Origin of the sequence: Anoxynatronum buryatiense, from assembly GCF_900182905.1 — a bacterium.
In the GTDB taxonomy this organism is placed as follows: Bacteria; Bacillota; Clostridia; order Peptostreptococcales; family Tindalliaceae; genus Anoxynatronum; species Anoxynatronum buryatiense.
Genome location: NZ_FXUF01000014.1, coordinates 19,043 through 41,628, shown reverse-complemented (window position 1 = coordinate 41,628; position 22,586 = coordinate 19,043). Strand labels below are relative to the sequence as shown.

The following is a 22,586-nucleotide window of genomic DNA, read 5'->3' as shown; positions in this document are numbered from 1 at the left end:
CGAATTTGTTTAAACAAGTCATTCACGAAGGATGTCGGGAGCGATTACGAATAAGGAGGTTTATCAATGGAAAAAAGAAAAGGTATCATCACAATGAAGGGCAATCCCATGACACTGGTGGGTAGTCCGGTGAAGGAAGGTGCCCCGGCACCTGATTTTACAGCCGTGACCCGGGATATGAAACCTTTCCAACTCAGTGAGTTAAAGGGAAAGAAAGTATTGATCAGCGTGGCGCCTTCCATCGATACATCGGTTTGCGATCTGCAGACCATACGTTTCAACGAAGAGGCAGCGAAGCTGGAAAATGCCGTGGTGGTTAGTATCAGCATGGATCTTCCCTTTGCCCTGAGCCGGTATTGCGCCGACAGGGGAATTGAGAACTCGTTGGTGCTGTCAGACCACAAAGATGCTGACTTTGGTTTGAAATTTGGCTACCTGATCGAGGAACTGCGCCTGCTGGCCCGCGGTGTGGTGATGATTGATGAATCGGGAGTGGTGCGTTATGCCGAAATTGTGCCGGAAGTGACCAACCACCCAGACTATGACAGGGCGCTGGCCTCCATCACAGGTTGATATTGCAATCTCATTGATGGAACGGCGGGTATTGGTGATGGTGGTAGTCCGCACGAAGGTCACATAAAAGGGAAGACAGGGAAGCGGTGAATGAAAAGGGGATGAAAGAAAATGAGCCAGACAGCTATGTCGGAACTGCGTGAATTTAAACAGGAACAGGCGGTCAAGGATTATATCACCCGTTCGCACGTTCGCAGTCAGGAATATGGCGTGGAGCTGGGGCGGATTTACAGCTCAAAAATCCTTCGGGGAGAAGCGCTTCGGGAAAAAATGGAAGAGAACCGGGAGTTGATTGAAACCGCCATGCCCTTTCTTCAGCAGCTGTGCGATTTCGTTCGTGGTTCTGGTTTTTTTGCCATTCTGACAGACTGGGAAGGCTGCATTCTTGACATTCAGGGAGATGAGGAAGTGCTGCGGGAAGCGGCCAGACTGGAAATGAATCCGGGAGCCTACATGCATGAACGTCATATTGGAACCAACGCCATGGGCACTGCCCTGGCAGAAAAAATCCCGGTACAGGTAGATGGCGATGAGCACTATGTCACGGCATATCACCGGTGGACTTGTTCGGCCGCTCCCATTCATGACCCCAAAGGACGCATGATTGGCACGCTGGATCTTACCGGCCGCAGTCACCTGGTGCATTCCCACACGCTGGGAATGGTGGTGGCCGCCGTCAACGCCATTGAACAGATGCTGACCATTCGGCAGGCCAATCAGAAACTGGAGTTGGCCCGGAACTCCATCAGCACCATCATCGATGCCATTACTTCCGGTATATTTACAGTGGGGCCCCGGGGCTATATCAAAACCATGAACAAAACTGCCAGTGAAATGCTGGGTTACAAACCGGAAGAAATCAGGGGGCTTCATATTGCCAGTGTGGTGGACAACTGGGAGAATATCCAGCAAAATCTTGAAAAAGGCATCAATTATATGGAAGAAGAAATTGATGCCAATGGAAAAAACGGACGGATTCACTGTACTTTCAGCACTTACCCGGTGGAATACCGAGATGGGGAGCATCAGGGCGTAGTCTGTGTCATCAAGGAAGCCCGCAGGCTGCGGAAAATAGCTCATAAAATGGCGGGAAGCCGGGCGGTCTACACCTTCGATAAAATTGTGGGCCGCAACCAGCAGTTTTTAAAACTCATTGATTATGCCCATCGGGTGAGTGACAGCCCTTCGACGGTTCTTATCACGGGTGAAAGCGGTGTGGGGAAAGAGGTATTTGCCCAGGCCATTCATAATGCCAGCGATCGGCGGGATGAAGCTTTTGTGGCCATCAACTGTGGTGCGCTGCCACGAAATCTCATTGAATCAGAACTCTTTGGTTACGAAGACGGAGCCTTTACCGGAGCCAAGCGAGGCGGGCAGATGGGCAAATTTGAGTGGGCAGACGGAGGCACTCTTTTTCTGGATGAGATTGGCGAAATGCCCTATGACATGCAGACAAATTTATTGCGGGTGCTGGAAACAGGCAAACTGTTCCGGGTGGGCGGCAACAAGGAAATTGACGTGGATGTTCGCATTATCGCGGCCACCAACAAAGACCTGCGAACAGAGGTTGAAAAGGGAAACTTTCGAAGAGATCTGTACTACCGGTTGAATGTGGTGCCCCTGGAGTTGATGCCCCTGCGCGAACGTAAAGATGATATCAGCCTGCTGGTGGATTATTTCATCACTGTCAAATCCATGAAACTGGGGAAAAACCCGGTGATGCTCAGCCGTGACCAGATTCGCCGACTGACAGACTACCACTGGCCGGGAAATATTCGTGAACTGGAAAACGCTGTGGAACAAATCATTAACCTGAACACCTGCAGATTATGGGAACAGGACTGTCAGATAATTTCAGGAGACCTGGAAACAACACCACAGGAAAATGAGATCGAATGTTTGGAAGAAATGGAAAGACGACACATCGAACGAGTGTATCAAAGCTATAACGGGAATGTATCTCTCGCAGCAGAGGCATTGGGGATTGGACGAAACACCTTTTATCGCAAGGCGAAAAAGTACCAGATCGACTGTTCTAAAACGAAACAGTGATCAACTTTGGAACACTTACAAAGCCTGGATATTGATCCGAAACAGAACATACCCATATTAGCTTAATCAGCAACAAAGAAGGAGCCTGAAAGTCCAGGCTCCTTCTTTGTTGGAAAACAGGGAAAAAGAGAGACTAAGAAGAACTATTAAAAATATAGTGAAAACAGCAGATGGTTGGCATGTAACTTGCACATCATTTAGTGGAGCAGGTGCTCTTAGTTTGTCTCTGAAAGAAGAATCCCAAAGAAACGTGTGAAGGAGGAGAAAATGTATGTACGGATACTGTGGAACTATTTTACGCATTAATCTCACCACCGGCGATATTAAAAAAGAGGCGCTGGATCTGGAGTTGGCCAAGAAATATGTGGGTGGCCGCGGTTTGGCAGAGAAGATTTTCTCAGATGAAGTGGATAACAAAATAGAGCCCTTTGATCCGCAAAACAAACTGATCATTGCCGCTGGTCCCCTTAGTGGTGTTCAGACAGTACCCACCGGTGGTCGGTATATGGTTATCACCAAATCACCCCTAACCGGCACCATTGCTTCTTCCAACTCCGGCGGACGCTGGGGGGCAGAGTTGAAATTTGCCGGCTATGACATGATCATTGTTGAGGGGAAATCTGAAAAGCCTGTCTACATCAATATAGTAGATGATGAAGTGACCCTTAAAGATGCCTCTCACCTGTGGGGAAAAATGACCAGTGAAACCACCGAAATGCTGCTGAAGGAAAACAATGAAAAGGCGAAAGTTCTGAACATTGGCCCAGGCGGCGAAAAGCTCTCCCGTATAGCTGCTGTGATGAACGACATTGACCGTGCTGCCGGCCGTTCCGGTGTGGGTGCCGTCATGGGTTCCAAGAATCTGAAAGCAGTTGTGGTGAAGGGTTCCGGCAAACCGGCAGTGGCAGATCCTGACAAACTGAAAGAAGTGGTGAAACGGGTTAACGAAAAGATCCGCGAAAATGGTGTCACCGGCCAGGGGCTTCCCACCTACGGTACCGCTGTATTGGTTAACATCATCAATGAAAACGGCGTATTTCCAGCCAATAATTTCCAGCAGTCCACCTTTGCTCTGGCAGAAGAGATCAGTGGCGAAGCGCTGGCTGAAAAATACCTGGTGAAACGTGTTGGATGTTATGGATGTCCCATCGCCTGTGGGCGTCACTGTAAAGTGGACGACATCGAAGGCGGCGGGCCTGAATACGAAACCATTTGGGGCTTTGGGGCCGACTGCGGCGTTTCCGACCTGAAGTCAGTCATTAAAGCCAACTACTGGTGTAATGAGGTGGGTCTGGATACCATCTCTGCCTCTGCCACCATCGCAGCAGCCATGGAGCTCTACCAGAAAGGGCTTATTAAAGACGATGAACTTGATGGGCTTTCCCTTGAGTTTGGGAATGCGGAAGCGGTCATTGAATGGACCAAGCGGATGGGTGTTCGGGAAGGCCTGGGGGATAAAATGGCCGAAGGCTCCTATCGTTTGGGAGAGATGTACGGCGCACCGGAGCTTTCCATGAGTGTTAAGAAGCAGGAGCTGCCGGCCTATGATCCCCGGGCCATCCAGGGTCAAGGCTTGGCCTATGCCACTTCAAACCGGGGCGGCTGCCACGTGCGGGCATATTTGATCTCACCGGAAATTTTGGCGCTTCCTGAAAAACTGGATCGCTTTGACCTGGCCGGCAAGCCGGAATGGGTAAAAATCTTCCAGGATCTGACAGCAGCCATTGATTCCTCAGGCATGTGCCTCTTCACCTCCTTTGCCATGAATGCAGATGACTATGCTGATATGATGAATGCCGTTACCGGCACCGACTTTGACGCCGCCAGTCTTCTGGCCGCCGGCGACAGAATCTGGAACATGGAAAAACTCTTTAACATTAACAGTGGTCTTGGCAAAGCGGACGATACGCTGCCGAAGCGCCTTTTGGAAGATCCCATTGCAGAAGGCCCGTCAAAAGGAAGCCTTTCGCAGCTGGGTGTTCTGTTGCCCAAGTATTATGATGTGCGTGGATGGGATGCTGAAGGCGTGCCCACTCAGGCAAAATTGGATGAACTGGGGATTTAACATCCAGGAAAAGAATCCTGTTCCCCTGCTGTTGATGAACATCGACTTCTGATTTAATGCATCTTGAAAAAGAGCTTCCCCTGGGAGCTCTTTTTCACAACCGAAGGAGTTGTCCCATGGAAACCAAGTCCCATGAAACCCTTATTCATGAATACCTTTATGAAGACAACCTGAAAGACCGGACCCACCTGCTGGAACTGGGATATCGGGCACATTTGCTGCCCGGCGATGAAATTCATAAAATCTATCTGGAGTTGACCGACCGGTGCAATTTGAATTGCGCCATTTGCTACCGCAAGAGTTGGGATGAAGACCAGTTCAATCTGGATATGAGTGAAGACGTCCTAAAAAAGGTGGAAGCGAGTCTGAAAGAAGTGAAGGGGATCAAAAAGCTGGTGCTGGGGGGGATCGGAGAACCCCTGTACCACCCTCAAATACTGGAAATACTGGAACGGTTCAGCCAGTATCCGCTGCATATTACATCCAACGGTACCATGATGTCAGCGGCCATGGTGGATGCTCTGGTGGGCCGTGTGCAGGAAATCACCATCTCTGTCGACGGGGTGGGGAAAGCCTTTGAAGCCATACGGGGGATCAGTGTGGATGTGGTGGCAGAAGGCATCCGGCGCCTGCAACAACGCAAGAGTGAACTGGATACTGCCTGGCCCCGCATCAGTCTTCAGTTTGTGGCTTCCCGCCAGAACATTGATCAGATTTATGCAGTACTGGATCTGGCCCATGAGCTGGGTTGCGGCAAACTCATCCTGTCACATCTGATTCCACAAACAGAAGAAAACAAACATCAGTATTTGTACGGATTTGCCGGTCTGACATCCCACGAAACTCAGTTGCTGTTTCATAAGATCCGCATGTACTCCCATCGAAAAACTGTCACCGTCCAGTTTCCCCAGGCGGTGCTAAAAACAGAAAGGGCCTGCGCTTTCATTGAAGATGTGACCACGTATATCACAGCCGGGGGCGATGTGGTTCCCTGTTACCGTTTCTCACATCCCTATGAAGAATACGTGTTTGGCCGCAAAAAACAGGTGACCAAACATAGTTTCGGCAGTCTGAAAGAAAAAAAGTTGCTTGAAATCTGGAACAGTGTTGATTACCAACGGTTCAGGTACCAGATTCACTGCAACTTCTATCCCTCCTGTATGGATTGTGATCTGGTGGAAGGCTGTGAGTACGCCACAGAAACGAAGGAAGACTGTTACGGTGTTCAACCCACCTGTGCTGACTGCCTGTGGGCCAGGCGTTTCGTCATGTGTCCATAAACTGGTGCTGTTTCTCAATATTGACCCTGAAGAGAATGCTGGCGAGGGTGCGGCAATAGTGGATTTCGGCAGAAATAGAGTTAGACGTGACAATGGAGGAAAAACGGGTATAATGATATGTATATCACGCTGACGAGGTGAAGCAGATGAAGATAAAAGTGCGTTTGTTTGCCACCCTTCGAGAGGGTCGGGATAAGGAAATGTTGGTGGAAGGGCCCGAAGGAATGACTTGCCGCCAGATTATTGACCAGCTGACGATCCCGGAAGAAGAAGTGGCCATTTTGCTTGTTAACGGACGGGATGGACACCTGGACAACCCCCTTGAACCGGAGGATGTTGTTTCCATTTTTCCGCCTGTGGGAGGCGGCTGAAGCCATTTTGAAAAATAGTAGCGCCGGCAGAGCATCCAAAGGGTGACGCTGCCGGTTTTTAACATTGGAAAGGAAGGGAGCAGGCACATGACAGATCAGTTAAAAGATAAAATACGCCAGCGGCAACCGGGAATTCTCACTTATGGCATCACGCCCCCAAAAGCAGGACAGCCGGAGGAGAAACTCCGTGAAATTGCCCGTCGTCAGGTGGACCGGATTCAGGGGATTGACATAGACGCCCTCATTTTATACGACATTCAGGACGAAAAAGAACGGGTAACAGAAGCCAGACCCTTTCCTTTCATGAAAACCCTTGATCCTCAGGAATACAGCCAGGCATACCTGGCAGATCTTGCTATCCCCCATATCATCTACCGGTGTGTGGGGAAGTACCCGCCGGAAGTCCTGAAACAGTGGATCGAAGGCAAGGGAACGGCCACCCGCTATTCGGTTTTTGTTGGGGCAGCTTCTTCCAGCCAGGCGGTGTCCATGTCTTTGGCCCAGGCCTATCAGTTGGTATCGAAAAATGATGCCTTTTTGCTGGGCGGCGTGGCTATTCCGGAGCGCCATCTTCTTAAATCAGATGAACACCTGCGGGTGGTCAGCAAACAGCAGAAAGGCTGCAGCTACTTTGTCACCCAGGCGGTGTATAACGTGGAGGCCTCCAAGAATTTTTTGTCGGACTACTACTATCACTGCCGCAGTGAAAGCCTTCCCCTGATGCCGGTGGTGCTCACCCTGACACCCTGTGGATCCTTGAAAACACTTGCTTTTATGAAATGGCTGGGAGTGAATATTCCCCGCTGGCTTGAAAATGAGCTTTGTTATAGCAGTGATATTCTGGACCGTTCCATTCACCTGTCCCGGCAGGCCTTTGTTGAACTCCAGGAGTTTGGCCGTGAAAAGGGAATCCCTATTGGATGCAATGTGGAGAGTGTCTCGGTGAACCGGGTGGAGATTGAAGCCTCCATTCAGCTGGCCAGGGACATCAAACAGATCATGAATCGTTGAATGCGCTGATCATATGAGAATCGTTAAAAGGATTGGTGTATTCAGCGCGTCAGGCTCGCGGGAAGTGGGCAGATGATGAAAGGAACCTGAGAATGGGAATTTACGCCAATCGATTTAAATCAGCCATGTACAGCCTGTTTGACCGTGCCTTTATTCCCCCTGAACTGGCTGCTACCCGGGGACCGCTGATCTTACATATGAGTGACACACCGGCAGAAATCTATCCATTTCTCTATCAGTTGGTGACCCTCATTAAGCCGGCGCATATCCTTCATACAGGAGATGTGGCAGACAACTATAAAATAGAAAAGCAGAACAGCCAGCTGAGTCAGTACCAGCAGTCTGTGGTGCCATTTCTGAATCAACTGGTGAAAATCAGTGGCGCTCAACTTCATGTGTCACCGGGAAACCACGACGACCTTCCCACGCTAATGAAACTGTTTCCCGGGGAAGCTCTGAAAGATCGCACCATTCAGCTATATGGAAAAAGATTTCATTTGATGCATATCCTTGAAAACCAGCGGGAAGAACCGGGGTATTATTGTTTCGGCCATCAGTTTCAGCCGGCCAGCAGGGAAGAAGACACCAGAATACTTCTCAATGGTTTGTTGCACATTCATGTGATCGATGTGGAAACCTGGCAGGTCTACCATCTGGAATACCCGCCAGGCACGAATAAATTCCGGAAAATGGACCGGAATCCCACGGGGCTATAAACAGATCAGGGAGGCATGAAAATGGTCTATTTGCGCATTGGAACAAGGCTATTGTTTTTGCGTGCGGCATCTCCCGAAGACACCTGCCGCCAGTTGTCTCAGAAGCTGCACCTGCGCCGGGTATCTCTGGATGAAGGCCAGCGGGAGTCGGATGAAAACACCTGCCTTATTTTTGTGACACCCACTGGTCTTGAAATCACAGACCCTGACGATGCTCACGGAATCCTGCTGGCCCAGGGCAGCGGGACGGCAGTGCTCAGTCAAATCATCAATGAAGGGCTCAGCAGCATCATCGAACGGGTGGATATGGGCCCCCGCATTCTGCTCATGCGGGTTCCGGAACATGAAGAAGCCGTGCTGGACGCACTGGCAAAAGACTATCAGGCGCAGACAGTGTCTTGGCACGAAGGGGTTCGGCTGGGAGAAAAAGACCAAACCCTGCTGGGACTCACCACTCACCGGCTGCACCAGGCGCTGGGAGAACAGGCCGTTTACCCCCGACAGCTCCTCATCGACCAACCCCTCCATGACTGCTATGCCCAGCTGCGCAGGGAAGCACTGCTGTATATCACCCATACGCTGAAAGATGGATCATGGTATGAATACCGCATCAATCTTTATGATAACCGGGGACAGTATGAGTTGCATTACCACCGGCTCATTCACGTGATTGCTGCACTGGAGCTGGGGTTTATTCTGGGAGAAAGCTGGACGCGGGACCACGCCCTTACCCTGCTGGCGGTGATGGCCTATCAGGTGCGCCTTTTCAGTTTCCTGCCGCCGGAGGCCATTAAAAAAATACTCATGGGATTGGAATATGATGATGAGGGCAAGCGTCTGGCAGATTTTGATCTTTATTACCGAAACAGAAAAGTTGGCTGGACTGACACCCAAAAAGAAAAGCATCGTATGTCTGAAAAAAGGAATAAAAAAGAAGAAGGCCAGTACCGTCGCCAGGAACTACTGGAAAAGCTGACCGGTAAGGAACGGGAGCGGTTATACCGATTGGAAACAGACCTTCAGTCATCGAGATAGGATTTCAGTTGACAGGCAGAATCGCCATTGAAACAGGATGATGTCGAAGAGATGTTTAAGAAAAAAAGCTTTAAATTCAGGGAGAATTGCCGATAACCTTTATGAAAGGAGGCGTTTTCTGATGAAAGTGACAGATCGGTCCCAGGCGGCCTATGAAGCGGCGGCCTTAAATCAGAAGAAGCACGAAGGGAGTCGGGAAACTAAGGCAGAAAAGGCACAGGAAAAAGAAGCGGGCGTTGTCAAAGACCAGCTGATCAAAGGCGAACCGGAAACCAAGGCAACCTATGAAAAACCGGCACCTGTTCGTGATGAACAGTCGATTCAACGGCTGATGGACGAAAGCAACCGGGCACATCAACAGCTGCGTGAACTGGTCATCCGCATGTTGGAACGCCAGGGAATGTCTGCAGATCGCCTGAAACAGGATGGAGAACCAGTTAATATTGATAACGAAGCAAGGGCTGAACTTGAAGCCATGCTGGGTCCTGACGGAGAATATGGTGTTGAAAAAACCAGTGATCGCATCGTTGACTTTGCCATAGCTCTTTCCGGTGGCGATAAAGAGAAGGCAGAACTTCTTCGGGACGCCATCATTCAGGGATTTAAGGAAGCTGAGAAAGCACTGGGAGGTTTACCTGAAATCTCACAAAAAACCTATGACCGGGTAATGGAAAAATTTGATGCATGGGTAAACAGCGAAAACTAAAATCATTGGACACCACGGTGTGCATACGGCTCCGGGAACAGAACATAACTGTTTCCCGGAGTTTTTTAATGCCATCAAGCAAAAGGGTGTACCTATTCATATCAAGATAAATATATCTCCAAAAAGGATTGCATTTGATCCATCAATAGGTGTATAATGATAATCAATGAGTGTAATGATTGCATTTTTAATATGAATGCAATCAAATCAACGTTCATCAATATGAGGAGGTGTCGATTTGCCCGAAGAATTCAAGCCAGGATGCAAGCGACCGGAACTCACGAAAAAGAGTGTGTCACCAGAAACAACGGCGATAGATCAACCCGAAAAGGAGGAAGTTCAAACAATGGTTAAAGTTGGAAAACCAGCTCCGGAATTCTCTGCTCCTGCTTTTTTTGAAGGAAAATTTGTAAATGTGGATCTTTCCGAATATAGGGGAAAGTGGGTCTTGCTCTGCTTTTATCCCGGTGATTTTACCTTCGTCTGAGCCACCGAAGTTTCAGCAGTTGCTGAAAAAAACCCTGTTTTGAAAGAGATGGATGTTCAGGTACTCTCCATGAGTGTGGATAGTGTGTTTGTTCATAAAATGTGGAATGACACTGAGCTCTCCAAAATGATCGGCAAGGATATTCCCTTCCCCATGTGCTCAGATCAGGATGGCAGAATTGGAAAAATGTATGGAATTTACGATGAAGATGGTGGTGTGGAAACCCGTGGCCGCTTCATCATTGACCCGGATGGTGTGATACAAGGCTTTGAAGTATTGACACCGCCGGTGGGAAGAAATGTCAGCGAAAGCATTCGTCAGGTTCAGGCGTACCAACTGGTGAGAGCCAGCAACGGCACCGAGGCAACTCCCTCAGGATGGAAACCGGGCAAAGCGACATTGAAACCTGGTCCTGGCTTGGTGGGCAATGTCTGGAAAGAATGGAAGGTCAGTGAAGCCTTCGACGAATAGAAGTAAAGACGATTAGAGGCGAATCGAAAAACACCAACCTCCCTGTTTACAGGCCGATAAACTGGCCTTAGGGAGGTTTTTTGTTGATCATTTGAAATGTCTTCACGGGTGGCGGCTGTTCTGTCATCGGTGCATAAAAACAGCACCCCTGATACAGCGGGGGACGGGGGTGCCAGAAACCAGCTGCCGGCATGGGAAAAATATGCTATACTTGATGAAACAATGCATGAAAAAATCTGTCGATGATGAAAAACCCAATTACTGGAGGAATGCATATGGTACTGGTGCTGAACTTTTTTCTTGATGATGTTTTTGCCGCAACCTTTGATCGGGTCATCTGCAATCAGCTGGAAGAAACCGGTGAACCGGTCCATTTCCTTCGGGTCCGTGGCGAAAAGGAAGTGACGGAGCTGTTGGAAGACCTTTCGCCTTTCAGCCGTCTGATCCTTTCGGGATCGGAAGCATCACCCATGGAGGATTATGGGTGGGAAACCCCCATGGCCGCTGTACTGGCGCATTGCCAGGAAAACCGAAAACCTGTGCTGGGGATTTGCTACGGTCATCAGCTGCTGGTGCGGCTATTGGCAGGAAAAGAATACCTGAGAGTGGCACCAAAGCCGGAATTTGGATGGGCCAACATTCAACTGCCTGCCAACCCACTTTTTGAGGGGCTTGAAAATCCGGTGTTTGTGTTGTCTCATTACGATGAAGCCTTCGCATTGCCCGAAAAATTTCAGTTGCTGGCAGTATCGGAAAGATGCCCTGTTCATGCTTTTCAGTATGATGAACAGCCCATTTGGGGCGTGCAGTTTCATCCGGAATACGACCTGGCCTCCAGTCAGGAGATTTTTGATGTCCTCAAAACAAAAGACCCGCATTTTGAGGCGCACTTCATCGACCAGCTGGAAGATGAACAGCGCTTCAGGCAAAATCGCAGGTTGTTCGTGAACTTTATCAATCAGTAGGCATGATATCCACAACAATGGATCGTCTGTTTTTCGCCTGAGGGGAATCTGCTCGGGCTTTTTCAGGTGTTTTTCAGACGATATCAAGCCGCTTTCAGGCAAAGGAACAGGCAGGTGATTTTTTGATTCCACTCAATCCACAACAGCAGGCGGCGGCCAGACACCATGATGGCCCTGCCATTGTGTTGGCCGTGGCCGGAGCAGGTAAAACCACCGTGATGTGCAGTCGTATTGCCCACTTGATGACGGCACACCAGGTGAATCCGGCAGCCATTTGTAACCTTACCTTCTCCAGGGCATCAGCACGGGATATGGCTGCCAGGTTTCAGCAGCTCTTTGGGCACCTTTCCGGCAGCAATCAGGTACGGTTTTCCACCATCCATTCCCTGGCTTATCAGGTGGTGTCCCGGGCCTATCGGCTTGAAAACCGACACATTCATCTAATCGAAGACCGGCGGCAGCAGCTCTACAAACCACGGATTCTCCGTGCCATTTACCGGCAGATCAACCAGACTTTCCCTGGCGAAGATGAAATGGAAGAACTGTTACAGCAGATCAGCCTGGTGAAAAATAAAATGATTCCCGAGAATGAGCTGGAATCGTTGAACGGTGCAGTGAAGCGTTTTCGGGATATTTATCTGCGGTATGAAAGCTATAAAAAAGCCAATCACTGGCTGGATTATGACGATCTGCTGGTGGTTACATGGGAGGTTTTCTCCCGGAACCCCACGCTTCTGAAACAATATCAAAACCGCTACTTGTATTGGCAGGTGGATGAATTTCAAGATACTTCACCGATTCAGTGGGAGATTATCCGATTATTGACAGCACCCGAAAATCAGCTTTTCTGTGTGGGGGATGATGATCAGATGATTTACAGTTTCAGGGGATCTTCGCCCCGGCTGCTGCTGGATTTCCCCACCCTTTACCCGGAAGCGGCTGTTTATGTGATGGACCAGAACTACCGATGCCCCCAAGAGCTGGTGACGGCCAGTAATGGGGTGATTCGGCTGAATCGGCAGCGGTATGCCAAAGAAGCTATCAGTCAGGCGGGGAGTGGCGGTCAGTTGGAGATCCGTTCCTTTGCCGATGGCAAGCAACAGCTGGAAGGGATCATCACCAAAGTAACACAGTGGCTGCAACAGGAGACAGCGAGCGTGGGCCTTTTATACCGCAACAATCTATCGGCGGTGGTTTTGGCAGATGCCCTGCATGAAGCAGGGATTTCCTTTCGATCAAGGGATTTGAAAATGACATTTTACTCCCACTGGCTGACCCAGGATCTGCTGCACATCATTGACTTTGCCCATGCACCCCACAACCTGGAACTGTTTGAAAAAATATATTACAAGTTGAACGGCTACGTCTCCAAGCAAATGATCGCCTGGCTGAAGCAACATCCTGCAGAGAAGGAAAAGCCGTTGCTCAATCACCTGTGCCAGTCACCGCTGCTGTCGGAACACTACCGGCAGAAGTCGGTGAAAGAGCTGGCCAGAAATCTGAAATCTCTCACCCGGCAAACCGGTGAAGGCATCATTCCCTTTTTGGTGGATCAACTGGGCTATGGCCAGTATCTGGAACGAAAAAAACAGATTTCAAGGGAAACGGCTTTTCAGCTCCTTGAAATGATTCACTGGCTCAGCCGGTCAATCCACCAGCCTTTGCAATTGCGTCAACAGTTGCTGGATACCGGTAAAAGGGGCAATGATCCTGTTCAGATATCGGATAACCAGACAACTCCCAGAGTCACCCTGAGTACAGTTCATGGGGCGAAAGGGCTGGAATATGATTGTGTGGCCGTATTGGATGTGGCAGCTCACACATTTCCGGCTCCGGGAAGTGTGAAAACTGCTCTGGAAAAAGGCGATCAAAGCCAGCTGGAGGAAGAACGGCGACTCATGTACGTCGCCATGACCCGTGCCAGAAAAGAACTGTGGCTGTGCTGCCCCCAGTCCTGCTTTCGCGAAAGTCTGCAGGAAAGCCTTTTTGTCAGTGAAGTCAGACATGCACTGCCGGAGATGTTTGCAGGGCACTTCCCATCTCTCACCAAGGGGGAGGCAGTCATTCACCAGACCTTCGGACCGGGAGAAGTGACCAGTGTTTCAGAAACCAGCGTGGGAATCCGGTTTCATGACGGGGTGCGTCAAATAGCCCGCGATTTTCTTCAGAAAGTACTGGTGGGAAAAGTGTCATCATGAAGCTGCGGGGATTAAAGATCAGCTGGCAGGGTATGAAAAACCCATAGACACTGAAGGCTTTGAATGAAAAAGGAGGGTTTTCGATGACACGAAAAATCAGTATTGAGTATTGCATCGCCTGAGGTTATCTTGAAAAGGCCGTGGGCCTGGCTGAACGACTTCTGAACGAGCATAAAGACCAGATTGTGGAGTTGGTGCTGATTCCTTCCGGTGGCGGAGTTTTTGAAATTAAACTGGAAGACCGGTTACTGTTTTCCAAAAAATCCCTGGGCCGATTCCCGGAGGAAGATGAAGTGGAAAGCACCATCCGAAAAGAACTGACATAAACACCTGATATCAAAGGCTGCCGGCGAATACCGGCAGCTTTTAATGTGTTGGCGTGATTCTAATCACAGCATGGGAAGACATGAAAGCATATGATTGATCCAGCAACAGAAAAAAGGCGTGAGGTGGATTAAAATGGGTATGCTATCATTGGATCAAAGCGTATACGATTTGTGCCGTGAGCATCCGGAGCTGGTGGATGTGCTCAAGTCACTGGGGTTTGAAAGTATCGACAATCCGGTGATGATGCGCACTGCTGCCCGCGTCATGACTATTCCGAAGGCTGCTGCCATGAGAGGAATTGAGTTGAACCAGGTGATAAAAGTGCTGGAAGACAGTGGATACACAGTGGTGAAAGGGGCGATGATGAATGAGTGAACACATCGACAACCGGGGAAAACAGGCATCCAACCGACAGGAGCGCCAGAAAATCCTGAAGGAAATCATTTTGCAGCTGCATGACGGAAAAGATCCCGGAGAGGTGCAACAACAGTTTGCCAGTCTCATCGATGGCGTGGCTGCCAGTGAAATTTCCGAAATGGAAGCAGGACTCATCGCTGACGGCATGCCCATTGAAGAAGTACAACGTCTCTGTGACCTTCATGCTGATATCTTTAAGGGTTCTGTGGAAGAAGTACACACAGCCTCCCGGGAAGAAGAAAGGCCGGGACACCCTGTCAGGGTGCTTAAAGAAGAAAACTTCGCTGTGACGAACCTCATTAAGGGGAGCATTCTTCCCATGATTCACAAACTGGGAACACAGCCCACGGTGAAAGAGCGTTATGGCCTGCTGGAACACATCAACTTACTCATGGATCTGGATAAGCATTACAGCCGCAAAGAAAACATCTTCTTTCCCTACATGGAAAAATATGGAATCACCGCACCGCCCAAGGTGATGTGGGGCGTTGATGATGAAATTCGTGCCATGATCAAGGCGTTCAAGGTGCTGCTCCAGTCTGATGAAACCACGGGGGAGAGCCTTAAGAAAGCCGCTGAAGAAATGACCACTAAAATACTGGACATGATTGTTAAGGAAGAAAGCATCATGGTGCCCATGCTGCTGGATGTTCTCACAGAAGATGAATGGCTGGCCATCGCTGAAGACAGCGAAGAAATCGGGTACTGCATTGTCAGCCCTGAAGACCGGTGGATGCCTGCCCGTCAAACAGGAAATGAAACGCTGACTGAAGCCGCTCATGATGGGATGATTCGACTGGAAACCGGATTCTTCAGTGTGGATGAACTTACCCGCATGCTGAATACACTCCCCTTTGACATGACGTTTATTGATCAGGATGATGTGGTGAAGTATTTTTCCCAGTCGGCAGAACGCATTTTCCCCCGTACGAAATCGGTGATTGGCCGAACAGTTCAGAACTGCCATCCGCCGGCCAGTGTTCATGTGGTGGAAGCTATTCTGGATGCTTTTAAAAGTGGAAGAAAGGATCATGAAGACTTCTGGATTACCATGGGAGATGCCTTCATCTATATTCGTTACTTTGCTGTGAGAAACGATGCCGGCGAATACTTGGGAACATTGGAAGTGACCCAGAATATCAAGCCGATTCAGGCCATTACAGGTGAAAAACGGCTGTTGTCAGAAGAATTCTAACATCATTCATCAACCAAAATATTCATCAACCGGTAGATGAAGCATTTTCGACAGGCATATTCGAAAGGATGTGCCTGTTTTCTGTGCATATGAAAAAAACACCCTTACATTGAATAAAAATGGGTTTCGACGGTATAAATGAGAAGGAATGCCGATGTCTCTTTGTGGCATTGCGATCAATGACAGCCCTTGTGCTGACAAACAGGAGGTGAACTACGATGGAAAGTATGATTTACAGTTTTCTTGCCGGTACATCTACGGTGCTGGGTGCCATCATTCTCATGTTTTTCGGAACTCCCGGTAAAAAAACCATGGCGGCTCTCCTGGGATTCGCAGGGGGAATCATGGTGGCAGTTTCAGTTTTTGAACTAATGCCCGAAGCGCTGGAAATGGGTTCCATGCTGGTAACACTGGTGGGCTTCCTGCTGGGGTGCGGTATGATGTTCTTGCTGGACAGCTTCATGCCCCACGCCCACATGTCAAAAAGTGATGATCTGGAAGTGGAGAACGTGGATGAAGATCAAGTACACAACCAGACGGTATTACGAACGGGGTATTTGATCTTCCTTGGTATTGCGTTACATAATGTGCCTGAAGGACTGGCCATTGGTGCCGGGCTGGAAGCCAGTCCCGAATTGGGAATGGTGATTGCACTGGCCATTGGTCTTCACAATATTCCTGAAGGATTGGCAGTGGCCGGACCTCTGAGAGCGGGCGGCCTCTCCAATGTGAAGGTGATTTTGTTCACCCTGGGTGCAGGACTGATGACTCCCGTCGGAACAGCCATCGGGCTGCTGGTTTTTGGGATCTCAGAAGCTTTTATTGCCGGATCCCTGGCTTTTGCCGCCGGTGCCATGATTTATATTGTCAATGACGAACTGATTCCACAGTCCAACAGCATGCACAGCCATATGGCCAATGCCGGACTTATTGCCGGATTGCTGATTGGTTTCGTCCTGCTTTAAACGCATCAAAATCACCACCAATCGATTGTATGATCACATCAGGCTGTCTCCGTTCAGGGACAGCCTCAGTCGATGGCAAAAGAAGAAAGTGCAGATAAAGAGACAAAGGCAAAGGAGCGATACCATGGTCACTGCCATCCTGAAAAGCGGTCAGAAGGTGAATATCATGAAAGCTGTGGAGGCGGATGCAGCAGCGCTGATCGCCTACATGAATCAGATCAGCAGGGAATCCGATAACCTGACCTTTGGGCCGGGGGAACTGAACATAACGAAAAAAGAAGAGGCTCATTTTATCCGGTCAGTCAACAGCCAGCCAAACGCGCTGTTTCTGGTGGCAGTAGTTGAGAACCGCATCATCGGCAATCTCCATTTCACCGGAGGAAACCGTCCCAGAACTGCCCATGCAGGCGAGTTTGGCATGAGCGTGCTGCGGGAATTTTGGGGACAGGGGCTGGGCAGTGCTTTATTGGAAAGGCTGATCGTTTGGGCAAAAGGGACGGGAACCATCCGAAAAATCAACCTTCGGGTACGCACCGATAATGTGGGGGCCATTCGACTTTATCATCAGACAGGATTTCAGGTGGAAGGCATCATTACCCGGGAGTTCAAGGTAAAGGGGCAGTATTATGACCTGATGTCGATGGGACTTAAACTGGACTAAGGCAGGATTTCCAAAGCGGCTTCACCAGATCCAGGTATCCATCCATGGTGTTGCCTGGTTTAAACAAAGAACGGTGTTGTTGATTGGACGGATGAAAAAATGATTGACACATAAATGGTTGCATGATACAAATAAATAAAGGGGGTTTTACCATGAAATCAGTTGCCGGGCAAGGAGTACCTACCCAATGCACCTGTGAAACTTCAGCTGACTGCTGTGTGGAAGAAGTGGGCCAGACGGTACAGCATTTGGTACGGGTGATGCAGCTTTTCGAACGTGATCAGATTAAACCCCATGGTTTCACCACCTCGCAGGCCTATGTGCTCACGCAGCTGAAACGCACCCCCCGCCTGACCATGAATGAGCTGAGCGAAAAACTCAATGCCCGCACCAGTACCATGACACGTATTGTGAATAACCTGGTGCGCGACAGGTACATTGAGCGAATGCGGGAAGAAAAGGACCGGCGTATGGTGGTGGTAAGTTTGACAGAAAAAGGGCAGGAAGCAGCAGAAACAGTGGAGGTGTCGATTCAGGATTACTATCGTAAAATTGTTGCCAATCTGCCGGAAGGTCAGGTGAGGGAGGTGTTACAGGCAGTGGCACTATTGGTGGAGGCTTTTGATGAAGCCAATCCCAACTGCTGTTGAACGATCAAAACAAAAAAGACCTATAGCCATGCTATTTATTTGCATAATACAATAAATGCATTAAGCAATATATCGGTTACCTGAATCAGATGTATTCAACCATTTAGGTGATCATTCCTTCAACAGATCGGCTTAACCTGAAGGTTGAATGTTCTGGTGATTCCATGAAAAAACATTAAATATGAAAAACATTAAAAAGGAGTGTTTTCCATGAGTGAAACCATTTTATTTGTGCTGATGTTTACTGTCAATGCAGTCAAAAGTATTTTTCCATTCTTTTTATTAAGCATCTCGGTGGCATCACTGATTAAAACCCTGAAGCTTGAACAATCTTTCAAAAAGGCCTTTAAGGGAAGGGAACTGGTTTCCATTCCTGTGGCTGCAGGCACCGGTGCTTTCAGTCCGCTTTGTTCCTGTGGTGTCATTCCAGCCATTGCGGCCATGTTGGCGGCGGGAATTCCCCTGGCTCCTATCATGGCTTTCTGGATTACTTCTCCGCTCATGAGTCCTGAGTCTTTTGTGCTCACCTACAGCCTGTTGGGCAGTGGGATGGCCGTGGCCCGATTGACGGCCACTTTGGGTATTGGGCTTGTTGCCGGCTACGGTACCTGGTATTTGATGAAAACAGGAAGAATTGAACCGGAGGTATTGCGGTACTCCATGGGAACGCAAGGCTGTGGCACATCATCCTGTCAACAGGAATCGGAGCCTGATAGAAGATGGGACGGAAAAATGATGAAGTCTTTTATAATCAACACCTTTGACATGGGGATCTTCATTGGGAAATACATTTTGCTGGCCTTCGTACTGGAAGCGCTGATAGTGCAGTACGTACCAGTGGTGTGGGTGGCAGGGTTACTGGGCAGTGGCAACGACGCCGGTCCTCTATTGGCAGCACTGGTGGGGATTCCTGCCTATGCCAGCAGCATTTCAGCCATGCCGGTAATCAGAGGGCTCATGGATTTGGGAATGGACAAGGGAACTGCCCTGGCCTTTATGATCGGCGGTGCGGCCACCTCCATACCGGCCATGGCAGCCGTTTACTCCATTGTGAAACGCAAAGTGTTTTTCCTGTACCTGGCCTACAGCCTGGTGGGTGCGGTGGTGTCCGGTTACCTTTACCGTTTGATGTAGCTTGGGATGATGATTCACCTGTGGCCAGGGCGACGGATGATCTTTCGGAGCCCTGGTATCATCTTAAGTTGTAGATTCTTTCATGAACGGTATCAGGGTATCCAATGAGTCCACTTTTCAATGACAATATAAATTGTTGAGCATCTGAAAAGTCTTTGCTGCAGCGATTAAAGACAATATACGGGGGGTATGATGTAGATGAAATGAATGCATGATGCCTATTTTTTTCACATCAAATTAGATGACCAGTCGTCTAATTTGATGTGAGACCAGAAATGATCTTGCGATGATTCATTCAAATAAAAAAAGTGTGTCAGGGATGATTAAGTGGAAATGGATCGATGAAATTTGAGATTCAGCGGCGATAACTGGCGGCAGATAAGGTTGAGTCAATCAAATGGCGTTGGAATCTTTCAAGAGAGTGCTCGGGAAGTCAGTGGAAGTATTGAAGGGGGTGGTGAAATGCCAAGAGACGGGCTTACCTACAAAGAACGGATTCGCGCAAAGTTGTTTGAAATCCAGATTGGCAGGCCAATGACAAAGCCGGTCATTGCTACCGTAACCAAACCAAGGGAAGAATGCCGGGTGGCACTGATCACCACCGGCGGGATTCATTTGAAAAACCAGGCACCCTTCACACCAAAGAATGGAGACCACAGCTTCCGGCTGATTCCCCGAAACACATCCCAAACTGAAATCACCGTTACTCACGGTCATTATGATGAAACCGATGTGCGGGCAGATGTGAACTGCCTTCTCCCCATGGACCGGCTGGAAGAGCTGGTGAAAGAGGGTTTTGTGGCTTCATCAGCATCCAGTCACATTAGTTTCATGGGTTATATCCCTGATGTGGGGCCTCTGGTGAACGAAACAGCTCCGGAAGCTGCCCGAATCCTGCTGGAGGACGGGGTGGACATCGTCGTCCTGACTCCTGGCTGATACACCTGCCATCAGTCCGTGGGACTGATCCAGCGGGAAATGGAAGAGAATGGAATCCGCACCGTTTCCCTTATGAACCTGCCCAATATCGGAAAAATTGTGCGGCCGCCCCGGATGATTCAGGTGGATTATTCGCTGGGGACGATTTTTGGTCATGCCGGTGATGGGGAAACACAGACAAAGATTCTCAAAAGAGCCATCGAGGTTGCGCTTGACGGAGAGCCGGAGAGTCTGCTGGTGTTATCCTCAATCATCTGACAAACAAAAGGGTGAAATAATGTTGCCTGTCTTGAGAACAACTGCACGATTGATGAACTGAAGCAGGTTATTTTAATGTACCGGAAAATTGTTGAGAGGAAGGCGCCGCATGACTGGCACACAGCGCAGGGAGGCAGCAGTTCATGTGCATCAAAATGGATAAAAAACAGCTTAAACGCAACGAAATCATTGAAAAAACCATCCACACGATCTACCGGCAGGGCTATCACGGTACCGGCATCCAAGAGCTGGCAGATGCGGCGGGGATTCCCAAGGGCTCCTTTTATAACTACTTTGAAAGTAAAGAGGAATACGCGATTCAGGCCCTGCGTTTTTACCACCAACAGCTGAAAGATCACCTGCTGGTGGTACTGAAGAACACATCCATGCCTCCCAAAGAGCGGGTGAAAGCCTTTTTCATAGGCAACATTCAAAAGATGGAAGGTTTTCACTACCAAATGGGATGCCTGGTGGGTAACTTTTCAGAGGAAATGGGAGATCTGAACGACCGCATTGCAGCAACGGCGGATGAAATTCTGAGCGCCGTCGTCGAAGAGATCGCCCAGTGTCTGTCAGAGGAACCCACGTTGGTCACTCACAGCCATCAAATGGCTGAGTTCCTGGTCAACAGCTTTCAGGGAGCCATGGTGCGGATGAAATCAAGCCGCAACAGACGCCCGCTGGATGTGTTTGTTGAGATGATGACACACTTGCTGGATTGTCCGGATTCTGCTTCAAAAAAGTAAGTGCACTGGCAGCTGCTGGGAGCAGCCATGACAGCACCACGTGAACGGGAGGAACATCCATGAAAAAACAACCGGACCGAAGAAGGCTGCTGGCCATTGCCGGGATTCTGATCACGCTCATACTGGCAGTTCGCCTGCTGGGGATCAGCCGGTTCATCCGGCTGGAAAACGCCACCCTTTTGCGAGACTGGGTGTCTGGTTTCGGTGCGGCCGGGCCGATGATCTACATTCTGATTTACATAGCCGCCTGCCTGCTGATGCTGCCGGGCTTTCCTGTGACCCTCATGGGAGCGCTCGCTTTCGGGCCTGTCTGGGGGGCTGTCTTCACCTCCATCGGGTCTACCCTGGGTGCCGCCGCTGCCTTTCTCACCGCCCGCTACGCCGCCCGGAACATGGTGGAAAACTGGCTGGGTGAAAACGAAACTTTCCGGCGGATTGACAGGGGGGTGGAAAAGCAGGGATGGCGGATGCTCATGGTGACACGGATGGTGCCGCTGTTCCCCTTTAACCTGCAGAACTTCGCCTACGGATTAACCCGCATTTCCCTGGGTACTTATGTACTGGTGTCCTGGGTGTGCATGATTCCCGGCATTACCGCCTACAATTTCATGGCCGGGTCTGTGGTGGCCGGAGAAGGGGATCCGCGCCGGGTTCTGTTATACCTGGGGATTGGAGCGGTGTTCTTTGTTTTCGTGTCACTGATACCAGGGCAGATTCGTAAAAGACAGAAAGGACTCGCCGATGATTGATACCAGACTGCATCACCGGGTACAACCGCTGTTCGACCAAACGGGAAAAAACCTCTGCCGGGCAGGATTCACCCCGGTTCAGATCACCTTGGCCGCATGCGTCACCGGCCTGGCTGCCGGCTTCTTCATCAGCCGGCAGTGGATGATGATGGCATTGGTGCTATTGTGGCTTTCCGGCATCATGGATGTACTGGACGGCACTGTGGCACGTCTCAGCGGCAGGGTTTCCGCTACGGGGGCTCTCATGGACCTGATTCTGGACAGGATGGTGGAAGCGGCGGTGATCCTGGGTTTTTACGCCGTTGCACCGGAGCATGCCCTGGCCCACCTGCTGTTTTTTGTGGGCGTCATTTTTAATTTTTCCACCTTTCTGGCCGCGGGGGCTCTGTTTCCCAACAGGGGAGGCAAAAGCATGCATTATGACCCCGGGATTCTGGAGCGAACGGAGACCTTCCTGCTTTTCACCGGAATGATTCTTTGGCCCGCCGGCCAGTTCGGCCTCTTAATGGTTTTCAACGCCCTGATGTTTGTCACCGGCATCCTGCGGTTTTACCGCCTGATCCGACAGGAGCAGATTTCATCGAAGTCTGATGAAAAGACTGAAGGGAAGTGATT

23 protein-coding genes and 1 pseudogene are annotated in these 22,586 nt (G+C 49.7%); all 24 read left to right on the top strand.

Going from position 1 to position 22,586, the window contains the following annotated elements:
• The first annotated feature begins 66 nt into the window (after window positions 1-66).
• The 24 genes and pseudogenes from tpx (at window position 67) to QOL74_RS14685 (ending at window position 22,584) form a co-directional block, all read left to right on the top strand.
• On the top strand, window positions 67-573 hold the full coding sequence (gene tpx / locus QOL74_RS14800) for a thiol peroxidase (protein ID WP_283410275.1): 507 nt from the start codon (window positions 67-69) through the stop codon (window positions 571-573).
• A gap of 111 nt (window positions 574-684) precedes the next feature.
• Window positions 685-2,625: a sigma-54-dependent Fis family transcriptional regulator gene (locus QOL74_RS14795; protein ID WP_283410274.1), complete on the top strand. Its 1,941-nt coding sequence runs from the start codon at window positions 685-687 to the stop codon at window positions 2,623-2,625.
• A 271-nt stretch (window positions 2,626-2,896) separates the two neighbouring features.
• Complete coding sequence (locus QOL74_RS14790) at window positions 2,897-4,690, top strand: aldehyde ferredoxin oxidoreductase family protein (protein WP_283410273.1); 1,794 nt, start codon at window positions 2,897-2,899, stop codon at window positions 4,688-4,690.
• A gap of 116 nt (window positions 4,691-4,806) precedes the next feature.
• Window positions 4,807-5,970 carry a radical SAM protein gene (locus tag QOL74_RS14785; protein WP_283410272.1) on the top strand — a complete coding sequence of 388 codons (1,164 nt, stop codon included), beginning with the start codon at window positions 4,807-4,809 and terminating at the stop codon, window positions 5,968-5,970.
• Window positions 5,971-6,116: 146 nt separating this feature from the next.
• The gene (locus tag QOL74_RS14780; protein ID WP_283410271.1) at window positions 6,117-6,341 is read left to right on the top strand and encodes a MoaD/ThiS family protein; all 225 of its coding nucleotides are present in this window, start codon (window positions 6,117-6,119) and stop codon (window positions 6,339-6,341) included.
• An 87-nt stretch (window positions 6,342-6,428) separates the two neighbouring features.
• On the top strand, window positions 6,429-7,352 hold the full coding sequence (locus QOL74_RS14775; RefSeq protein ID WP_283410270.1) for a methylenetetrahydrofolate reductase: 924 nt from the start codon (window positions 6,429-6,431) through the stop codon (window positions 7,350-7,352).
• A 92-nt stretch (window positions 7,353-7,444) separates the two neighbouring features.
• Window positions 7,445-8,068 carry a metallophosphoesterase gene (locus tag QOL74_RS14770; protein ID WP_283410269.1) on the top strand — a complete coding sequence of 208 codons (624 nt, stop codon included), beginning with the start codon at window positions 7,445-7,447 and terminating at the stop codon, window positions 8,066-8,068.
• Window positions 8,069-8,089: 21 nt separating this feature from the next.
• The gene (locus QOL74_RS14765) at window positions 8,090-9,103 is read left to right on the top strand and encodes a hypothetical protein (protein ID WP_283410268.1); all 1,014 of its coding nucleotides are present in this window, start codon (window positions 8,090-8,092) and stop codon (window positions 9,101-9,103) included.
• Between the two features lie 121 nt (window positions 9,104-9,224).
• Window positions 9,225-9,809, top strand: coding sequence for a hypothetical protein (locus QOL74_RS14760; RefSeq protein ID WP_283410267.1), 585 nt, complete (start codon window positions 9,225-9,227; stop codon window positions 9,807-9,809).
• 238 nt (window positions 9,810-10,047) lie between these two features.
• Window positions 10,048-10,767, top strand: coding sequence for a thioredoxin-dependent peroxiredoxin (prxU, locus tag QOL74_RS14755; RefSeq protein ID WP_283410266.1), 720 nt, complete (start codon window positions 10,048-10,050; stop codon window positions 10,765-10,767).
• 275 nt (window positions 10,768-11,042) lie between these two features.
• Window positions 11,043-11,732: a type 1 glutamine amidotransferase gene (locus QOL74_RS14750; protein ID WP_283410265.1), complete on the top strand. Its 690-nt coding sequence runs from the start codon at window positions 11,043-11,045 to the stop codon at window positions 11,730-11,732.
• A gap of 122 nt (window positions 11,733-11,854) precedes the next feature.
• Window positions 11,855-13,930 carry an ATP-dependent helicase gene (locus tag QOL74_RS14745; RefSeq protein WP_283410264.1) on the top strand — a complete coding sequence of 692 codons (2,076 nt, stop codon included), beginning with the start codon at window positions 11,855-11,857 and terminating at the stop codon, window positions 13,928-13,930.
• A 134-nt stretch (window positions 13,931-14,064) separates the two neighbouring features.
• Window positions 14,065-14,256: pseudogene (locus tag QOL74_RS14740) on the top strand (SelT/SelW/SelH family protein); the annotation flags it as partial.
• Between the two features lie 133 nt (window positions 14,257-14,389).
• The gene (locus QOL74_RS14735) at window positions 14,390-14,632 is read left to right on the top strand and encodes a DUF1858 domain-containing protein (protein ID WP_283410262.1); all 243 of its coding nucleotides are present in this window, start codon (window positions 14,390-14,392) and stop codon (window positions 14,630-14,632) included.
• Complete coding sequence (locus QOL74_RS14730) at window positions 14,625-15,869, top strand: DUF438 domain-containing protein (protein ID WP_283410261.1); 1,245 nt, start codon at window positions 14,625-14,627, stop codon at window positions 15,867-15,869. The genes QOL74_RS14735 and QOL74_RS14730 overlap by 8 nt, the downstream gene beginning before the upstream one ends.
• 218 nt (window positions 15,870-16,087) lie before the next feature.
• Window positions 16,088-16,834, top strand: a complete 747-nt coding sequence (locus tag QOL74_RS14725) for a ZIP family metal transporter (protein ID WP_283410260.1) — start codon at window positions 16,088-16,090, stop codon at window positions 16,832-16,834.
• Between the two features lie 124 nt (window positions 16,835-16,958).
• A complete protein-coding gene (locus tag QOL74_RS14720) occupies window positions 16,959-17,495 on the top strand; it encodes a GNAT family N-acetyltransferase (RefSeq protein WP_283410259.1) in 537 nt (178 codons plus the stop codon).
• Between the two features lie 152 nt (window positions 17,496-17,647).
• On the top strand, window positions 17,648-18,145 hold the full coding sequence (locus QOL74_RS14715) for a MarR family winged helix-turn-helix transcriptional regulator (RefSeq protein WP_283410258.1): 498 nt from the start codon (window positions 17,648-17,650) through the stop codon (window positions 18,143-18,145).
• Between the two features lie 210 nt (window positions 18,146-18,355).
• Entirely contained in the window at window positions 18,356-19,279 is a 924-nt protein-coding gene (locus QOL74_RS14710) for a permease (protein WP_283410257.1), read from the top strand.
• 384 nt (window positions 19,280-19,663) lie between these two features.
• Window positions 19,664-20,218 carry a glycine/sarcosine/betaine reductase selenoprotein B family protein gene (locus QOL74_RS14705; RefSeq protein WP_283410256.1) on the top strand — a complete coding sequence of 185 codons (555 nt, stop codon included), beginning with the start codon at window positions 19,664-19,666 and terminating at the stop codon, window positions 20,216-20,218.
• Between the two features lie 39 nt (window positions 20,219-20,257).
• The gene (locus QOL74_RS14700) at window positions 20,258-20,476 is read left to right on the top strand and encodes a hypothetical protein (protein WP_283410255.1); all 219 of its coding nucleotides are present in this window, start codon (window positions 20,258-20,260) and stop codon (window positions 20,474-20,476) included.
• 143 nt (window positions 20,477-20,619) lie between these two features.
• Complete coding sequence (locus QOL74_RS14695; protein ID WP_283410254.1) at window positions 20,620-21,222, top strand: TetR/AcrR family transcriptional regulator; 603 nt, start codon at window positions 20,620-20,622, stop codon at window positions 21,220-21,222.
• Window positions 21,223-21,281: 59 nt separating this feature from the next.
• On the top strand, window positions 21,282-21,971 hold the full coding sequence (locus QOL74_RS14690; RefSeq protein WP_283410253.1) for a TVP38/TMEM64 family protein: 690 nt from the start codon (window positions 21,282-21,284) through the stop codon (window positions 21,969-21,971).
• The gene (locus QOL74_RS14685) at window positions 21,964-22,584 is read left to right on the top strand and encodes a CDP-alcohol phosphatidyltransferase family protein (protein WP_283410252.1); all 621 of its coding nucleotides are present in this window, start codon (window positions 21,964-21,966) and stop codon (window positions 22,582-22,584) included. The genes QOL74_RS14690 and QOL74_RS14685 overlap by 8 nt, the downstream gene beginning before the upstream one ends.
• Window positions 22,585-22,586 lie beyond the last annotated feature (2 nt).